Genomic DNA, 14470 nt, shown 5'->3' with positions numbered 1-14470 from the left:
TTTTCCGCAGGGTTTCTGTCGTACTCGCCCGCTATTGTCATGAGCTATGAACCCGAACGCCACTGACCGCTCCCCGCTCGTCGTCTGGGGCGCACTTGCCATCGTCTACGTGGTGTGGGGATCGACCTACCTCGGCATCGGCATCATGGTCGAGACGATCCCGCCCATGCTCGGCGGCTCCATGCGCTTCCTCACCGCGGCCGTGCTCCTCGGTGGGTTCGTGCTGGCCAGGTCCGGCAGGCAGGCGTTCAGGATGACCCGGCAGCAGTTCCTCGGCGCCTGCCTGGTGGGAGTGCTGCTGCTCACCCTGGGCAACGGCATGCTGGCCGTGGCGGAGCAGTACATCTCCACCGGACTGGCGGCGCTGCTGGTGGCCTCGGTGCCGCTGTGGCTGGTCATCTTCAGGTTCGTGGTGCGCGACCGGCCCAGAACGCTCACGCTGGCGGGCGTGCTGGTCGGACTCGGCGGGGTGGCGGCGCTCTCCCTGACCGGCGGCGAGGGGGCGAGCACGGTGGGGATCGTCGTGGTGCTGGTCGCCTCCCTGTTGTGGGCGGTGGGCTCCTTCCTGTCGAGCCGCATCGCGATGCCCCCCAACACGTTCGCGACGAGCGCGGTCGAGATGCTCGCGGGCGGCGTCGGCCTGGCGGTGCTGGGCGCCGGCCTGGGCGAGCGCCTGGACCTGTCGGCGATCACCGGCAGGTCCTGGCTCGCGCTGGTGTACCTCATCCTGATGGGGTCGCTGGTCGGGTTCACGGCGTTCTCGTGGCTGCTCGGCAACGCGCCCATCTCGCTCGTCTCGACCTACGCCTACGTCAACCCGGCGGTCGCCGTCCTCCTGGGCGCGCTGGTGCTCAGCGAGCCCGTCACGCTGCGGATCATCGCCGGCGGCGTGATCATCCTGATCGGCGTCGCGCTGGTCATCTCGACCGAACGCAACAGGTCACAGGTCTCCCAGAGCCCCGGCGAAGGCGTCGACCGTGGCGTCGATGTCCGCCTCGGTGTGCTCCGTGGACATGAACCACAGGCCACGCGGAACCATGTTGACTCCCCTGTCGAGTAGCGCCGCCTGCAGCCGGGCCATCCCGGCCCGGTCGGTGGCGGCGAAGTCCCGGTAGTCGCGCACGGAGGGGGCGTCGGTCAGGTACGTCTGGAACACCGGGCCGGGGCCGTCCACGAGGATCGGCACGCCCGCCTTGGCCGCGGCCGACCGCAGGCCCTCCATCAGCGCCGCGCCGCGCTCGAACAACCCGCCGTAGACCTCGGCACGCTGCTCGTCGAGGATGCGCAGCGTCGCCTCGGCCGCCGCGATGCCGACCGGCTGGGAGTTGAACGTCCCCGCGTGCGCGACCTTGCCGGTCGAGATGTGGTCCATGACGGCCGCCCGCCCGGTCAGCGCGGACACCTGCATGCCACCGGCCATGGCCTTGCCGAACACCGACAGGTCGGGGGTGACCCCGAGATACTCCTGGGCGCCTCCGGGGGCGAGCCGGAAGCCGGTGATGATCTCGTCGAAGATCAGCAGGGTGCCGTGCTCGTCGCAGAGCCTGCGCACCGCCTCAAGGTAGCCGGGGTCCGGGATGATCGCCCCGGTGTTGCACAGGACCGGCTCGGTGATGACGGCGGCGATCTGTCCCGCGTGCCGCTCCATGAGGGCGGTCAGCGCCTCCACGTCGTTCCACGGGCAGATGATCAGGTCTTCGGAGTGGCCGGGCTGCTGGCCCGCCGTACCCGGCACGGCGACGGGGGCGCCGGCGGGACCGGCCGCGTCCACGGCCGGGTGCACGCTGTAGAGGACGGGGTCCAGCCAGCCGTGGTAGTGCCCCTCGAACTTGAGGATCTTGGAGCGGCCGGTGTAGCCGCGGGCCAGCCGGAGCGCGCCGTGGACCGCCTCAGATCCCACGGTGTTGAACCTCACCCGCTCGGCGGAGGGCACCATCGCGCAGATCCGCTCGGCCACCCGCACCTCGGCGGCGTGCTGAGCCGAGTAGACCATGCCGCGGGCCGCCTGGGCGGCGATCGCCTCCACCACCGGAGGCGGGCAGTGGCCGAGCAGCGCGGGCCCCTGGCCGAGTACGTAGTCGATATAGGAGTTGCCGTCCACGTCCCACAGCCGCGCGCCCTGGGCGCGGTCCACGTAGAGCGGGACGCCGGCCACCCGGCGGGCGTCGCTGGAGACGCCCCCGGCCAGATAGCGCTGCCCGCTGGCGAAGAGGTCGCGGCTGACATGCAAGGTCCGGGTCATGGGGACCATCAAAGGCCGGATGGCGGCCCGCGGACAAGAAGGAGCGCAAGTACGGGGGCGTCATCGCAAGGACGGGGCCTTGTGACGCCTGTCGCGGACCTGGTGAGCTGAGGGCCGACCTCCAGGAAGGAGTGGCCGTGTTTCTCGGGCGTATCCGGCGATCCCCCGCCGAGCGAGTGGAAGTGGTGGCCTGGCGCGAGGGTGGCGAGCTGCTCAGCCTGGCCGGGCTGCAGGGTGGCGACGATCCGGTGGCGATGCTGGCCCACTACGGGCTCGACCGGCTCACCGAAGAGGTGGACCTGCTGTGGACCAGGGCCGGGACGCCGCTGCAGGAGTCGTCGGTGGTGTTCGAGGCGCCGGTGGCCACCTGCACCAAGATCTGCTGCCTGGCGCTGAACTATCTGGCGCACGCCGAGGAGAGCGGGCTGGAGGTTCCGCCCGAGCCGGTGCTGTTCTTCAAGCCGCCGTCCTCGCTGACGGGCCACAACCGCCCGGTGATCGCGCCGGCCCGCACCAAGCACCTGGAGCACGAGGTCGAGCTGGCCGTCGTGATCGGCTCGGTGACCCGCGACCTGCCCGCCGAGCGCTGGCGTGAGGCCGTGGCCGGCTACACGGTGATCAACGACATGACGGCCCGCGACCTCCAGCTGGTCAACATCGCCCGCAACGTGCCGTGGGACCAGTCCAAGGGGTTCGACACCTTCGCCCCCGCCGGACCGTACCTGGCCACAGTGGACGAGGTGCCCGATCCGCAGGCGCTGGAGCTCACGCTGGAGGTCGGGGGGCAGGTGCGGCAGCGGGCGAACACCAAGCAGATGGTGTTCGGCATCCCGCAGCTGATCGCGGACCTGTCCGACGGGATGACGCTGATGCCCGGCGACCTCATCGCCACCGGCACCATCGCCGGGATCGCCCCGCTCCAGGACGGCGACGTCATGCGGGCCACCGTGCAGGGCGTGGGCACCCTGGTCAACCGCGTCGATTTCGGTCAGCCTAAACCATAGATATCGGCGACCTCGGCTCGTACTCTGGGAGGCATGGACTTCACGGTCGGCGCTCTCATCGACATCGACGACTATGTCGCCTCGAAGCGGGCCCACGGCCAGTCGTGGGCCGGCAGGCAGCTCGACCAGGCCGACCGCGCGGTGCGGGCGGTGACGGCGGGCCGGCCGATCTCCTGCGAGCCGCTGCCTCCGGACGAGTGGCTGGTCACGCTGACCGGCGACGACCCGGACAAGCTGATGGGCGAGGCCGCCGCGCTGGCCGAAGAGCTCCGCATCCGCATCGTCAGGGCCACCGAGCTCACCGCGACCGTCAGTCTGGGCACGCCGCGGCGCGGTCCCGGCGGCGGGGCCGTGGCCGAACGGGACGCCCGCCGCGCCAACGCCTACAAGCTGCTGCTGGGAGGCGACAGGGTCATCACGGCGCCGCCCGAAGAGCGCCCGGACGCGCCGCCGCCGGTGCGCATCGAGGCCGAGCTGGCCCGCCGGATCCAGGCCGGCGACCGGGGCGGCGCGGCAGGGCTGCTCGCGAGCTGGGTGGACAGGTGCGTCCAGGAGCGCGACCTGACGCCGAGGACGCTGCACAACTGGCTCATGGGCGAGCTGCTGTTCGTGGTGGACGTGGTCAACCGGTGCCGGCTGGCGGGCGGCTCCACCGACTGGGTCGACGCGTGCGCCCGCCTGCCGATCGAGGAGCTGATCATGGTCACCGAGATCCACGAACGCTCCTACCTGCACATCTGGATCGAGGAGACGTTGTGGAGGCTGATGCCGCCGGCCGCACGGGACATCCTGTCGCTGGCCGAGAGCTACATGGCCGCGCACTACACCGACCCCCGCCTGCGGCTGTCGACGGTCGCGGAGGCGGTCTCGGCCAGCCCGTTCTACATCTCGCACCTGTTCGCCGACGAGCGGAAGACGACGTTCCTGCGTCACCTGACGGGGCTGCGGCTGCGCCACGCGCGCATGCTGCTCACCGCCTCGGCCGTCCCGATCGACTCGGTCGCCGCCCGCTGCGGTTATCTGAGCGCGAAGGCGTTCCGCGGCGTGTTCAAGCGCCACGTCGGCTGCTCCCCCAGCGAATACCGCCGGACCCACCGGTCCGTACCGACGTGAGGTCCGACCCATGGAACTAGCCGTCGACGGCGGGCAGACCGGCCTGCGCACCGGCCTGGCCGCCGATGGGCGCGTGCTGCTGGCCGCCGAAGGCCCGGGTCTCTCCTACGCGGCCGGCCGGCCGGTGGACGTGGTCATGGAGCGCGTCGTCGCCGCGTGGCGCGAGCTGGGCCGGCCCGAGGCCGGGATCCGCACGATCTGCCTCGGGCTGACCACGCTGCTCGGCTCTCCGGAGGCTGACCAGGAGCTGGCCGACCGCCTGTTCGCGGCGTTCCCGGCACGCCGCGTGCTGATCACCACCGACGTCGTGACCGCACACGCGGGAGCCTTCGGCGGGCGGCCCGGCGTGGTCCTGGCCGCGGGCACCGGCTCGATCGCGCTGGGCGTCGCCGGGTACGGCGCCATCCGGCAGGTGGACGGCTGGGGCTATCTCTGCGGGGACGCGGGCGGCGGTCTGTGGATCGGCAGCCGCGGCCTCGACGCCGCGTTCCGCGGGCTCGACGGCCGCCGTCCGCCGGGACCGCTCACGGCCCGCGCCGGCGAGCTCTTCGGCGACCTCGCCACGCTGCCCGAACGTCTCTACCTCGCGCCCGACGCGGTGGCACGGGTGGCCGGCTTCGCCGTCCACGTGCTCGAACTGGCCGGTACGGACGAGACCGCACGGTCGATCACCGCGGAGGCGGCGCGCGAGCTGGCGACCAGCGTCACGGCCGCGGCCCGGTGTTTCGCCGAGACCGCCGAGGTTCCCGTCTCCTGGACGGGACGCCTGCTCGGCAGCCCGATCCTGAGTGCCGGGTTCCGGGCCGAGCTGGGCACCCGGCTGCCGCGGGCACGACTCTCGGCACCGGCGGGCGACGGCCTCTCGGGCGCCGCGCTCCTGGCGGCCGGCGACCCCGGCCACTACCGGACGTTGATCAAGGAGTTCGAGCGTTGACCCCGACCGCGCCCCAACGGGCCTTGGCCTCCGTCCTGCCTCTCTCAGCACCTGTGGTGGTCCGATGAGGATCGGCCACGGCGCCGCGACCATGAGCGTCCCCGCCGATACCCCGCTGGGCGGCTACATCGACCGCCCCGGCCCGTCCACCGGCGTGCTCGACGCCCTGGAAGTGGCCGCGATCACCTGGAACGACGGCCGCCGGCGCTTCACGCTGGCGGTGGCCGACGTCATCTGCGTGAACGAGGATCTCGCCGCGCAGGCGAGATCCTCTATCCCCGAGGCGGGCCAGCTCTGGCTGGCGGCCACGCACACGCACGCGGGGCCGGAGACGGGCTGCGTGCCCGGCGGCGCGCCGACGCCGCAACCGTGGCGTGACCTGGTCACCGAGGCGACGCGCGACGCCGTGCTCCAGGCGGTCGCCGCCGAGCGGCCCGCCTCCGGCCGGGCTCGGCACGGGGAGCTGCGCGACGTCGGCGCCGACCGCAGCCGGCCGTCGGCCGAGCCCGCGGTCCCGCTGGACGTGCTGGCCGTCCGGGACGCCACGGGCGCCCTGGCCGGGGTCCTGGTGGTGCTCCCCGTGCATCCCACGGTCCTGCCCGCCGCCAACCTCCTGGTCAGCGCGGACCTGGCCGGGGCGGTGCGCACGGCGCTGCGGGCCCGGCTGGGCCCGGACGTCTGGGTGGTGGTCGCCACCGGCGCGGCGGGCGACATCAGCACCCGCCACACCAGGCGAGGCGCGGACGCGCCCGAGCTTGCCCGGCTGGGCTCCCTCGCGGCGGACCGCTGCATGGAGATCCTGGGCACGGACGAGGCCTGCCACCGCACGGAACCGCCGGTGGCCGACGACGGCGAGAAGACACTCGACGGCCGGCCTGACCGCGCCGAGATCGCCTGGGCGGCCAGACGGCTCCGGCTCGCCCGTGAGGCCGCCACCCGCGACCCCGCCGAGCTCGTCGCCGAGCTGCGCGCGGCGCACGCCGAGGCGGTCGCCGGAAACGACCCGGTCGCCGCCCGCATGGCCCGAAGCCGGCTCGACGGCGCCCGCGTGCTCGCCGGTCAGCGAGAGGTGCGCCCCGCGGCAGGTTGGCCGCGACCGCCGGAGGACGCCACCGAACCGACCGGACAGGCGCCACCGGGCACCGCCGCACCCACCGGCCGCCCCCCGGCGGACGACGCCCTCAGCGTGGAGGTGGGCGCGGTCCGGCTCGGCGGCTTCGCCCTCGCCGGGCTGCCCGGGGAGCCGTTCCTCGGGGTGCGCGACCTGATCCGCCAGACCCGCCCCGAGCCCACGCTGGTTCTCGGATACGTCAACGGCTATCCGGGCTACCTGCCGACCGCCGACGCCTACGCCAGGGCCGAGTACGAGGTGCTCGCCGCTCAGGTGGCGCGCGGCGCCGCCGAGCTGGTCGCGCGGACGGCCGGGGACCTGCTCCACGAGCTCGATCGGAAGGAAGCATGAACGCGTACACGGAGGTCGCACGGGCGGCCGTTGACAGGGTTCTCAGCGAGGAGCGTGACGCGGTCACCCGCGCCGGAGCGGTGCTCTACGAGGCGCTGCGCGCCGGGGGCGTGATCCAGGCGTTCGGCACCGGCCATTCCAGATCGGTGGCGCTGGAGCTGGTGGGCCGCGCCGGCGGGCTGGTGCCCGCCAACCAGCTCGGCATCCGCGACCTGGTCTACTACGGCGAGGCGGCCGCGCGCGACATCCTCGACCCCAAGATCGAGCGGGAGCCCGGGCTGGCCGCGCGCATCTGGGAGCTGGCCGACATCCGCCCCGAGGACGCCTTCGTGGTCATCTCCAACTCGGGGGGCAACGCCGCCGTGGTGGAGCTCGCCAGGCTCGCCGTGGACAACGGTCACCCGCTGGTCGCGATCACCTCGGTCGCGCACACCTCACGGGTGTCCGGCCCGAAGCTGGCCGACCTGGCCGGGGTGGTCATCGACAACGGCGCGCCGTACGGCGACGCGGCCGTGGAACTGCCCGGCGGTGCGGCCATCTGCCCCGTCTCCAACCTCACCGGCATCCTGATCGCCCAGCTGCTGGTCGCCGAGGTGGCCGGGCGATTCCTCGCCGCCGGCGAGCCTCCCCCGGTCTTCCGATCGGCCAACACCCCCGGTGGCGACGCGCACAACGCCACTCTGCTCGACAGGTACGGCACCCGCGTCCGCCTGGGCGACGCCTGACCGGCCGGCAGGGTGCGCGCGTCCGGTCTCGCTAGCGCGACACCAGCCGGTACGGCTGGCGGGGCCGGCCCGCCTGGGCTGACTTGACCGGTGGCAGGGCCCAGGCGAGCCCCTCCTCGACGAGGTTCTGCAGCACGCGGCGGGCGCTGCGCGGCGCGACGCCGAGCACCTCAGCCACGATCTCGGCGTCGACGACCATCGCTTCCGGATTGTCGCCGAGCCGCTGGACGAGCCGGTCGAGCACCTTGACCGCCTTGGAGTCGGCCGCCGGCTCGTCCGCCTGCTCCCCCCTGCGCCGCTGCCGGAGCGGCAGGGAGGTCGCGCTGCCGTCGCCGGCGACCAGGAAGGCGGCCGCGGCGTCGGTGCCACGCGCCCGCTCGACGGCGATCAGGGCGTGGGCGTCGGCGTCGCGGGCGGTGTTGCCGAGCCCGATGCCCACCTCGACGACCACTCCGAGGTCCGCCCGTACCCTGTCGGCGAACGGCGCGACCCGGAACCCGTCGGTGGCCTGCGAGAGCGCCCCGACGGTCGCGGTGATCACGTAGCTGTTCTCCTCGCGCGGAACGACCGTCGCGCCCATCACCCGGGCCTCGGCGAGCAGCGACCGGTGCAGCGACAGCTTCAGCTCCTGCTGCCAGTAGTTGCCCGGTCCCGAGTGGGTGGGCCGGGCCGCCGCCGCGAGCTCGACGAGCACGATGGCGATCTGCGACTCCTCCAGGCGGCTGCCCGTGCCCAGCAGCGTCGCGGTGTTGATGGCCAGCCGCAGCGTGTGCGTGGTGGGCATCATCCGCAGCACCGGCACCTTGGCCGCCTCCAGCTTGCCGGCCACGGTCCTGACGGTGGTCAGCGCTCCCGTGGTGGCGCCCTCGCGGAAGAGCCGCTCGTGGAAGCCGACGAAGTCGCGCACGGAGTCGGGCTGGCGGTATTCGGAGACGTGCACCCCGTCCATGGGCACGCCGATCTCCTCGTAGGCCTCGGCCACGTCGGCCCTGGCGATCGAGTCGATGCTCACCCTCGCCGGGTCGATCCCCTGGGACAGCACGCCGCGCAGCAGGCTGGAGTAGAGCCCGGCCCCGCTCACCGGCACGAACGTGGCGGGCACGGGCAGCTCGCCCGACTGCGTGGCCAGGTCGTGCTGGAGCGGCCCGGTGAACAGGACCGCGTCGATGCTGCCCGCTATCTTGGCGAGTTTCTCGCGCGTCTCGTGCTCACCGGCGTGCGGGGCGCCGACCAGCCTGAACGACGCGGCCGACGGCATGCTCGCGCCGATGTGCACGATCTGCTCGACCAGATCGTGCGGTCCCACCACACCAATCGCGATCTTGGATCGCAGCCGGTCCACGTCTATGCCCCTGTTCTCCCTAGCAGTGCGGTGATCGTGCCCCCGAGCACCGCCGCCCGGTCGTCGTCGCTGAGGTCTGAGAACAGTATCCGCCCCAGCGACATACGTAGATCGATGAACGGAAAGTCCGATCCGTACACCACCCGGTGCGAGCCGAGCCGGCGGACCATCCTGGCGATGTCCGCGCCCGTGTTGTACGAGCCGCACACCTCCAGGATCACCCGCTCGTGCCGCTCGGCCACCTCGATCGACTCGTCGATGCCCAGCGGCGTCACCCCCGAGTGCCCCGCCAGGATCGTCGCCCGAGGGTGCCTGCCGGCGACCTCGTCGACCGTCGACAGGTCGTTGTACGGCGAGCCGCTGAAGGTGTGGGTGAGCACGGGACGCCCGGTGAGCTCCGCGTACTCCCAGACCGGGGCGTAGCGGGCACCGGTCAGCGGGTAGTCGTGCAGGTCGGGGTGGAGCTTGATGCCGCCGAAGCGCGGGTCTTCGCCCCATCGGTCGAGCTCGGCGACCGGGTCCTGCCACGGGTTGACCGTCAGGTAGCCGGTGAACCTGTCCGGCGCCCGATCGACGATCTCCGCGGTGGCGGCGTTGCCCTTGGCGGCGTCGAGCTGGATCGCCAGGTGGCTGGAGAGCACGGCGTGCGCGACGCCGCACCGGTCCATCACCTCGATCATCCCCGCCGGCCCCGGGTCCGGGATGAAGAACACGCTGTACGGCCCGGCATGGGCGTGCGCGTCGACGATCCTCGTCGCCTGCTGCGGGCGGCGCGCCCACAGGGCCGTCGTCAGCTCGTTCATGCCGCCCTGGCCTCTCTTCTGAGCAGCCGGCGCAGATTGCCCGCGCCGATGGCCGCGACCTCGCCCTCCGCCAGCTCCGACCACAGCAGCCGGGTGACCGCCTCGGCGGGGTCGCGGTAGGGCGCGCCGGTGCCGAAGACGAGCCTGCCCGCGCCGAACCGGCCGGCCAGCCACTCCAGGCCGCGGTGCGAGGACAGGTCGGCCAGCCCGACGCTCACGTTGTCGGTCCTGTCCAGGACGCCGGCGATCTGCCGCAGCATCCGGTAGCCCACGCCGCCCACGACGATCCGCAGGCTCGGGTGGGCCGTGGCGAGCGCCTCCACCGCCTGCCAGGTGGTCTGGCCGGCGTCGACGAGGAGCGGCAGCCGTACGGACTCGACGGCGTCGAGCACCGCGGCCGCGTCGGGGCCATCGAGGTCGTAGCCGTGCTCGCGCGGGAAGGCGCGCACGGCGACCACGCCGGCCTGGACCGCGGCGTCGGCGAAGCCGGCCGCGGTGCCGCTCTCCCCGCACGTGTCGGGCAGCATCACCCAGCAGGGGCTGAGCCTGGGTTGTCCGGCGAGCAGGCCGAGCAGCTCGCGGTTGCCCCGCTCGGGGTCGTGCAGCCAGGACGTCATGTTGCCGACCACGGCCTCGGCGACGCCCACGTGGTCCATGGCGGCGAGCAGCTCCGTCACGGTGCCGCCACCCACGTCGCGGCGTGGGTGGCGGCCGAGCATGACATCCGCGTCGATCAGGACCGGGCGGCCCTCACTCATCGCCGCCCCAGCGCTCGGCGAGCCCGTCACGCGCCCAGCCGTGGGCCGAGAACGTGTCGGTCACCCCGTCCACCCGGATCTCCGAGCCGCTCACCCGGACCTCGGGCGGCCGCTCTTCGAACGGGAAGAGGGCGACGGCGAACCGGCCGTCCCGCCGGCGCAGCCCCAGCGAGTGGATCTCGCCGTACGCGGCGGTGGCGGTGGCCTGGTCGGGGATCCTGGCCGGGCCGGTGCCGAGGACGACGTCGTCCGGCGGCTCGGTGGGCACCACGAGGAGTCCCGGGCCCCGGCTGCTCGCGTAGCCGTCACCGTGCTGGATCCACGGCGACGTCCCGTGCAGCAGCCAGATCGCCTCCGCGTCGATCTCGTCGGTGACCAGCCAGTAGGACGGCTCGCTCCGGACGAAGACGATCCTGCGGTCGTGCCTGGCCCGGTAGCCGTGGTGGTGGCCGGCGAAGGCGTCCACGTGCTCGCCGGCGTGGAACAGGTCGAGGGCGGCCTTGCGGTCCTCGATGTAGTCCTCGCCGGGCACCAGCAGGGTGTTGTGGCCCCTCGTCGCCTGATACCAGTCGTAGTAGCCGGGGTCGTCGTAGGACGGCGGGCCGCCCGCCTCCCAGGCCAGCGGCACGCCCCAGCCGGACAGCACGAAGTCGAGCGCCGCGTGGTGGCTGTGCGGCTCCAGCTCGTGGCCGATGTACGGACCGTAGTTGATCACGGTGTGCAGGTCGCCGGCACGGAAGATCGCGTACGCGCTGGACTCCAGGAGGTGCGAGCCCTCGACGGGCCGCACCGGCTCGCCCAGCAGCCGCTCCCCGGTCCGCAGCATCTCGGCGGGCCAGACCACGCCGCTGTCCTGCAGGTGCGGGACCCAGCCGCCCGAGGTGGTCAGCGAGGCGAGCCAGTCGTGCATGGCCCGGAAGCGCGGGTGCCCGATCAGGTCGGGATCGACGGACGCGGCCCGCTGGACGCCGCCCAGGCACATGCCGTGATAGCCGGGCGAGCGCTCGTGGTGGCCGCCGTCGTCGCGCACGTCCCGCTCCAGGTGCTCCAGGATGCGGGCCCTGGCCACCTCCGCCCACTGCCCGGACTCCGGGAAGTCGGCGAACACGCGCGCCAGGTGCAGCAGCTCGCAGGCGGTGGCGAACTGCCAGTTGCCGTGCCTGAACTCGTCGTGCTCCTCGGCCGCCCAGCGGGCTCCGCCGAGGATGGTCTTCATCATCTGCAGCCAGCACTCGTCGCTGATCGCGGGCTCGGTGGCGAAGACGGCCAGCGCGCGGCTGACGTGCATCGAGCGGGAGGCCACCCCGAGGGAGTACCAGACCACGTCGAGCCCCGGCCAGTCGCCTTCGACCTGGTCGCGGCCGGCGTACCACTGGCGGAAGAGCCGGTCCCACTCGCGGGCGTAGCGCGGATCGCCGGTCTGCGCGTAGGCGGAGACCAGCGGCATCATCCATCTCAGGTAGTGGAAGCCGTACAGCCTGGAACGACCGTGGCCCTTGTCGAGGAAGTCCACCTCGATGCCGATGAGCCGGTCGGCCTCCGCCACGTCCTGCGGCTGCGGCTCCGGCCACACCGGCGCCCGCCGCCGCCACGGCCTGGCCTGCGCGACGCCGTCCGCGCCGAGCTCTTCGAGCAGCGCCTCGTCGGTGATGTGCCGCATCCGCACCGGGTCGGCATGCGGCGGCTTCTCCACGAACGTCATGAGAGCTTCACCGGCTGTCCCGTCCGGGCCGACTCGTGCGCCGCCGCGAGCACGGCTGTCACGTGCCGGGAGCTCTCCACGGTGATCAGCGGCTCGGCGCCGGTGAGCGCGCAGTCCACGAAGTGGTGGATGGCGTCGCGGTAGGCCCCGGCCGGCACGCCGTGCACGACCCGCTGCAGCATGTTCCTCGGGTAGGTGTAGCCGTCCTCGGTGGCGAGCTGGATGTTCTCCTTCTGCCGGTCGAGCTGGATGACGCCCGTCTCGCCTGCGACCGTGACGTAGCTGTCGACCATGGTCGGGAAGGTGTTGGGGTAGATCCAGGCCGACTCGAAGGTGGCGACCGCGCCGCGGCCGAACCTCGCCTGGATCTGCATGGCGTCCGGGGTGTCGATGCCCCGGCCGCGCAGTTTCCCGTAGCGGGCCGTGGCGAACACCTCGACCACCTCGTCGTCGTACAGCCAGGTCATCAGGTCGATGTCGTGGCTGGACAGGAACCAGGCGCAGGTCGTCTGGTCGGCCCAGTTGATCATCTCGGTGGGCACGTAGATCGTGTCGTCCTTGCGCGCGTAGCCCACGACCGGCTCGCCGACCAGGCGCATCTGGTCCTTGGCCTGCGCGTAGGCGGGCACCCAGCGGTGGTTGAACAGGCACATCGCCACCACGCCCGCCTCGCGGATCGCGGCGACGGACCGGTCGGCGTCGGCCACCGTGGTGGTGAACGGCTTCTCGACCAGGATGTGCACGCCCGCCCGCGCCGCGGCCACCATGACGTCGGCGTGCAGGTGGTCGGGCGTGGTGATGGAGATCGCGTCGACGGTCCCGGAGTCGAGCAGCTCCTGGTAGCCGGGGTAGACGGTCGCCTCCGGCGCCTGGTCGAGCGGCCGGCGGGCGACGGCGGTGATCTCGGTCTGGGGATGGGCGGCGAAGACCTCGGCGTGACCGCGGCCCATCAGGCCGGCGCCGACGATCCCGATGCGGAGTCTAGGCAAGTGCGTCATTCCATCGCTTCTCGGCGGTGTCGAGCGCCTCCTTGGCGCTCTTGGAGCCCTGGAGGAAGGCCCGGACCTCTTCGTTCAGGTATTCGGCGAGCTCGGCGTCCTTGTTCGTGCCGAGCGGGCTGTACTCCAGCTTGGGCAGCCCCTTCACGATCACCTGGCGGGCGACGGCCATCGGGTCGTCGCCGGCGGCCTCGGCGAAGAAGGGGTCCTTGGTGGAGGAGACCGTGGAGGGGTAGATCGGCACGATCTTGCAGAAGGCGAGCTGGTTGACGCCGTTGGTGAAGAACTTGATGAACTCGGCGGCGGCCTTCTTGTGCTGGGAGGCCTTGGGGATGGAGAAGGCCTGCTGGGCCAGGAGCAGATAGTTGCCGGAGCTCATCTTCACCGGCTCGGTGACGGCGAGGTCCTTGTAGACGTCCGGGGCGTTCTTCTGGATGTTGAGCAGCTCGGCGGCGTTGCCCATGGGCTTGAAGGCCACCTGGCCGTTCTCGAGGGACTGCGGCAGGTTGCGGATGTCCTTGGAGATGGCGCCGGGTGCGATGCCGTGGCTGTCGTAGCTCTTCTTGAACGTCTCCAGGACCGCGATGGCCTCCGGCGTGTTGAACGCCGCCTTCTTCTTGTCCTCCGACAGCAGGGAGATGCCGTGGTAGCGCAGCGTGGTGTGGTCGGAGATGGCGTTGGTGCCGTTGACCTTGGTTTTGTCGTAGACCTTGTCGGCCAGCGCGAGCGCCTCGGCGAAGGAGGTGGGCGGGGCCTTCTCGTCGAAGCCGGCCTTGCTGACCACCGACTTGCGGTACATGGCCACCGGAGCCCCGCCGTTGTACCAGGGCACGGCGTAGAGCTTGCCGTCCATCCGCAGCGGCTCGACCAGATTGGGCTGGAAGTCGGCCAGCTCGGCCTGGCCGAAGTAGGCGTCGAGCGGCTCCAGCGACGGGACGAACCTGCCGAGTTCGACCGAGCTGACGTTGACCGCGTCGGGCACGTCACCGCTGGCCACGGCGGCGAGCAGCTTGGTCGCGCTCTCCGCGCCGGGGACGTCCACCCACTTGACGGTGACCTTGGGGTGTTCCTTCTGGTACTGGCCGATCAGGCCGGTGATGTAGTCGCTGTAGTTCTTCTTGAGGTTGATCGTCCAGAACTCGACCTCACCCTCGAAGGGCTGGTCGTCCGCGGGTGCGGCGGCCGTCTGGGTCGAGGTGCCGGCGACGCAGCCGGTGGTGAAGAGGGACAGCGCGAGTGCGCCTACCGCTAAGGCACTTCTGTTCATCTTCGCGAGCCTCCTGCAAGATATGGCCGTCCGTTATCCCCGCTTTCGGCACAATGTCAGGCTGATGGCGGTGCGTCAAGAGTCGAGGTCTTGACCGTCTCGATCGGCCGACTATACGCT

Annotated in this window: 13 protein-coding genes; 6 read left to right on the top strand and 7 right to left on the bottom strand. The window is 72.1% G+C overall.

Annotation, left to right across the window (positions count from 1 at the left end):
* The first annotated feature begins 46 nt into the window (after positions 1-46).
* Positions 47-1060 carry an EamA family transporter gene (locus V5E28_RS30540; RefSeq protein ID WP_336212010.1) on the top strand — a complete coding sequence of 338 codons (1014 nt, stop codon included), beginning with the start codon at positions 47-49 and terminating at the stop codon, positions 1058-1060.
* Here V5E28_RS30540 and V5E28_RS30535 read toward each other — a convergent pair.
* Complete coding sequence (locus V5E28_RS30535) at positions 941-2242, bottom strand: aspartate aminotransferase family protein (RefSeq protein WP_336212008.1); 1302 nt, start codon at positions 2240-2242, stop codon at positions 941-943. The genes V5E28_RS30540 and V5E28_RS30535 overlap by 120 nt on opposite strands.
* A gap of 137 nt (positions 2243-2379) precedes the next feature.
* Between V5E28_RS30535 and V5E28_RS30530 the strand changes: the two genes are divergently transcribed.
* The 5 genes from V5E28_RS30530 (at position 2380) to V5E28_RS30510 (ending at position 7480) form a co-directional block, all read left to right on the top strand.
* The gene (locus V5E28_RS30530) at positions 2380-3246 is read left to right on the top strand and encodes a fumarylacetoacetate hydrolase family protein (RefSeq protein ID WP_336212006.1); all 867 of its coding nucleotides are present in this window, start codon (positions 2380-2382) and stop codon (positions 3244-3246) included.
* Positions 3247-3279: 33 nt separating this feature from the next.
* Positions 3280-4359, top strand: a complete 1080-nt coding sequence (locus tag V5E28_RS30525) for a helix-turn-helix transcriptional regulator (protein ID WP_336212004.1) — start codon at positions 3280-3282, stop codon at positions 4357-4359.
* A 10-nt stretch (positions 4360-4369) separates the two neighbouring features.
* A complete protein-coding gene (locus V5E28_RS30520) occupies positions 4370-5293 on the top strand; it encodes an N-acetylglucosamine kinase (RefSeq protein WP_336212002.1) in 924 nt (307 codons plus the stop codon).
* Between the two features lie 64 nt (positions 5294-5357).
* Positions 5358-6755, top strand: a complete 1398-nt coding sequence (locus V5E28_RS30515; RefSeq protein WP_336212001.1) for a hypothetical protein — start codon at positions 5358-5360, stop codon at positions 6753-6755.
* Complete coding sequence (locus V5E28_RS30510) at positions 6752-7480, top strand: SIS domain-containing protein (protein ID WP_336212000.1); 729 nt, start codon at positions 6752-6754, stop codon at positions 7478-7480. The genes V5E28_RS30515 and V5E28_RS30510 overlap by 4 nt, the downstream gene beginning before the upstream one ends.
* 31 nt (positions 7481-7511) lie before the next feature.
* Here V5E28_RS30510 and V5E28_RS30505 read toward each other — a convergent pair whose 3' ends face one another.
* Genes V5E28_RS30505 through V5E28_RS30480 form a run of 6 tightly spaced genes read right to left on the bottom strand, consistent with a single transcriptional unit; the run spans position 7512 to position 14350 of the window.
* Entirely contained in the window at positions 7512-8822 is a 1311-nt protein-coding gene (locus V5E28_RS30505; protein WP_336211998.1) for a transcriptional regulator, read from the bottom strand.
* A gap of 2 nt (positions 8823-8824) precedes the next feature.
* Positions 8825-9625 (bottom strand): amidohydrolase family protein, encoded by an 801-nt coding sequence (locus V5E28_RS30500; protein WP_336211997.1) that lies wholly within the window; start codon positions 9623-9625, stop codon positions 8825-8827.
* Positions 9622-10383, bottom strand: a complete 762-nt coding sequence (locus V5E28_RS30495) for an amidohydrolase family protein (RefSeq protein ID WP_336211996.1) — start codon at positions 10381-10383, stop codon at positions 9622-9624. The genes V5E28_RS30500 and V5E28_RS30495 overlap by 4 nt, the downstream gene beginning before the upstream one ends.
* Positions 10376-12085 (bottom strand): heparinase II/III family protein, encoded by a 1710-nt coding sequence (locus tag V5E28_RS30490; protein WP_336211995.1) that lies wholly within the window; start codon positions 12083-12085, stop codon positions 10376-10378. The genes V5E28_RS30495 and V5E28_RS30490 overlap by 8 nt, the downstream gene beginning before the upstream one ends.
* Positions 12082-13083 (bottom strand): Gfo/Idh/MocA family protein, encoded by a 1002-nt coding sequence (locus V5E28_RS30485; RefSeq protein WP_336211993.1) that lies wholly within the window; start codon positions 13081-13083, stop codon positions 12082-12084. Before V5E28_RS30485 ends, V5E28_RS30490 begins: the two co-directional genes overlap by 4 nt.
* Positions 13067-14350 carry an ABC transporter substrate-binding protein gene (locus V5E28_RS30480; protein WP_336211992.1) on the bottom strand — a complete coding sequence of 428 codons (1284 nt, stop codon included), beginning with the start codon at positions 14348-14350 and terminating at the stop codon, positions 13067-13069. The genes V5E28_RS30485 and V5E28_RS30480 overlap by 17 nt, the downstream gene beginning before the upstream one ends.
* Between the last annotated feature and the right edge of the window lie 120 nt (positions 14351-14470).

The organism is Nonomuraea sp. LPB2021202275-12-8 (genome assembly GCF_037044575.1).
Lineage (GTDB): Bacteria > Actinomycetota > Actinomycetes > Streptosporangiales > Streptosporangiaceae > Nonomuraea.
This window is presented reverse-complemented; position numbering and strand designations above follow the sequence as displayed.

Bases quoted from the DNA above. Each gene is read 5' to 3' on its own strand.
- V5E28_RS30540 (WP_336212010.1), top strand. From the start codon at position 47: ATGAACCCGAACGCCACTGACCGCTCCCCGCTCGTCGTCTGGGGCGCA.
- V5E28_RS30535 (WP_336212008.1), bottom strand. From the start codon at position 2,242: ATGACCCGGACCTTGCATGTCAGCCGCGACCTCTTCGCCAGCGGGCAG.
- V5E28_RS30525 (WP_336212004.1), top strand. From the start codon at position 3,280: ATGGACTTCACGGTCGGCGCTCTCATCGACATCGACGACTATGTCGCC.
- V5E28_RS30520 (WP_336212002.1), top strand. From the start codon at position 4,370: ATGGAACTAGCCGTCGACGGCGGGCAGACCGGCCTGCGCACCGGCCTG.
- V5E28_RS30515 (WP_336212001.1), top strand. From the start codon at position 5,358: ATGAGGATCGGCCACGGCGCCGCGACCATGAGCGTCCCCGCCGATACC.
- V5E28_RS30510 (WP_336212000.1), top strand. From the start codon at position 6,752: ATGAACGCGTACACGGAGGTCGCACGGGCGGCCGTTGACAGGGTTCTC.
- V5E28_RS30500 (WP_336211997.1), bottom strand. From the start codon at position 9,625: ATGAACGAGCTGACGACGGCCCTGTGGGCGCGCCGCCCGCAGCAGGCG.
- V5E28_RS30495 (WP_336211996.1), bottom strand. From the start codon at position 10,383: ATGAGTGAGGGCCGCCCGGTCCTGATCGACGCGGATGTCATGCTCGGC.
- V5E28_RS30490 (WP_336211995.1), bottom strand. From the start codon at position 12,085: ATGACGTTCGTGGAGAAGCCGCCGCATGCCGACCCGGTGCGGATGCGG.
- V5E28_RS30485 (WP_336211993.1), bottom strand. From the start codon at position 13,083: ATGACGCACTTGCCTAGACTCCGCATCGGGATCGTCGGCGCCGGCCTG.
- V5E28_RS30480 (WP_336211992.1), bottom strand. From the start codon at position 14,350: ATGAACAGAAGTGCCTTAGCGGTAGGCGCACTCGCGCTGTCCCTCTTC.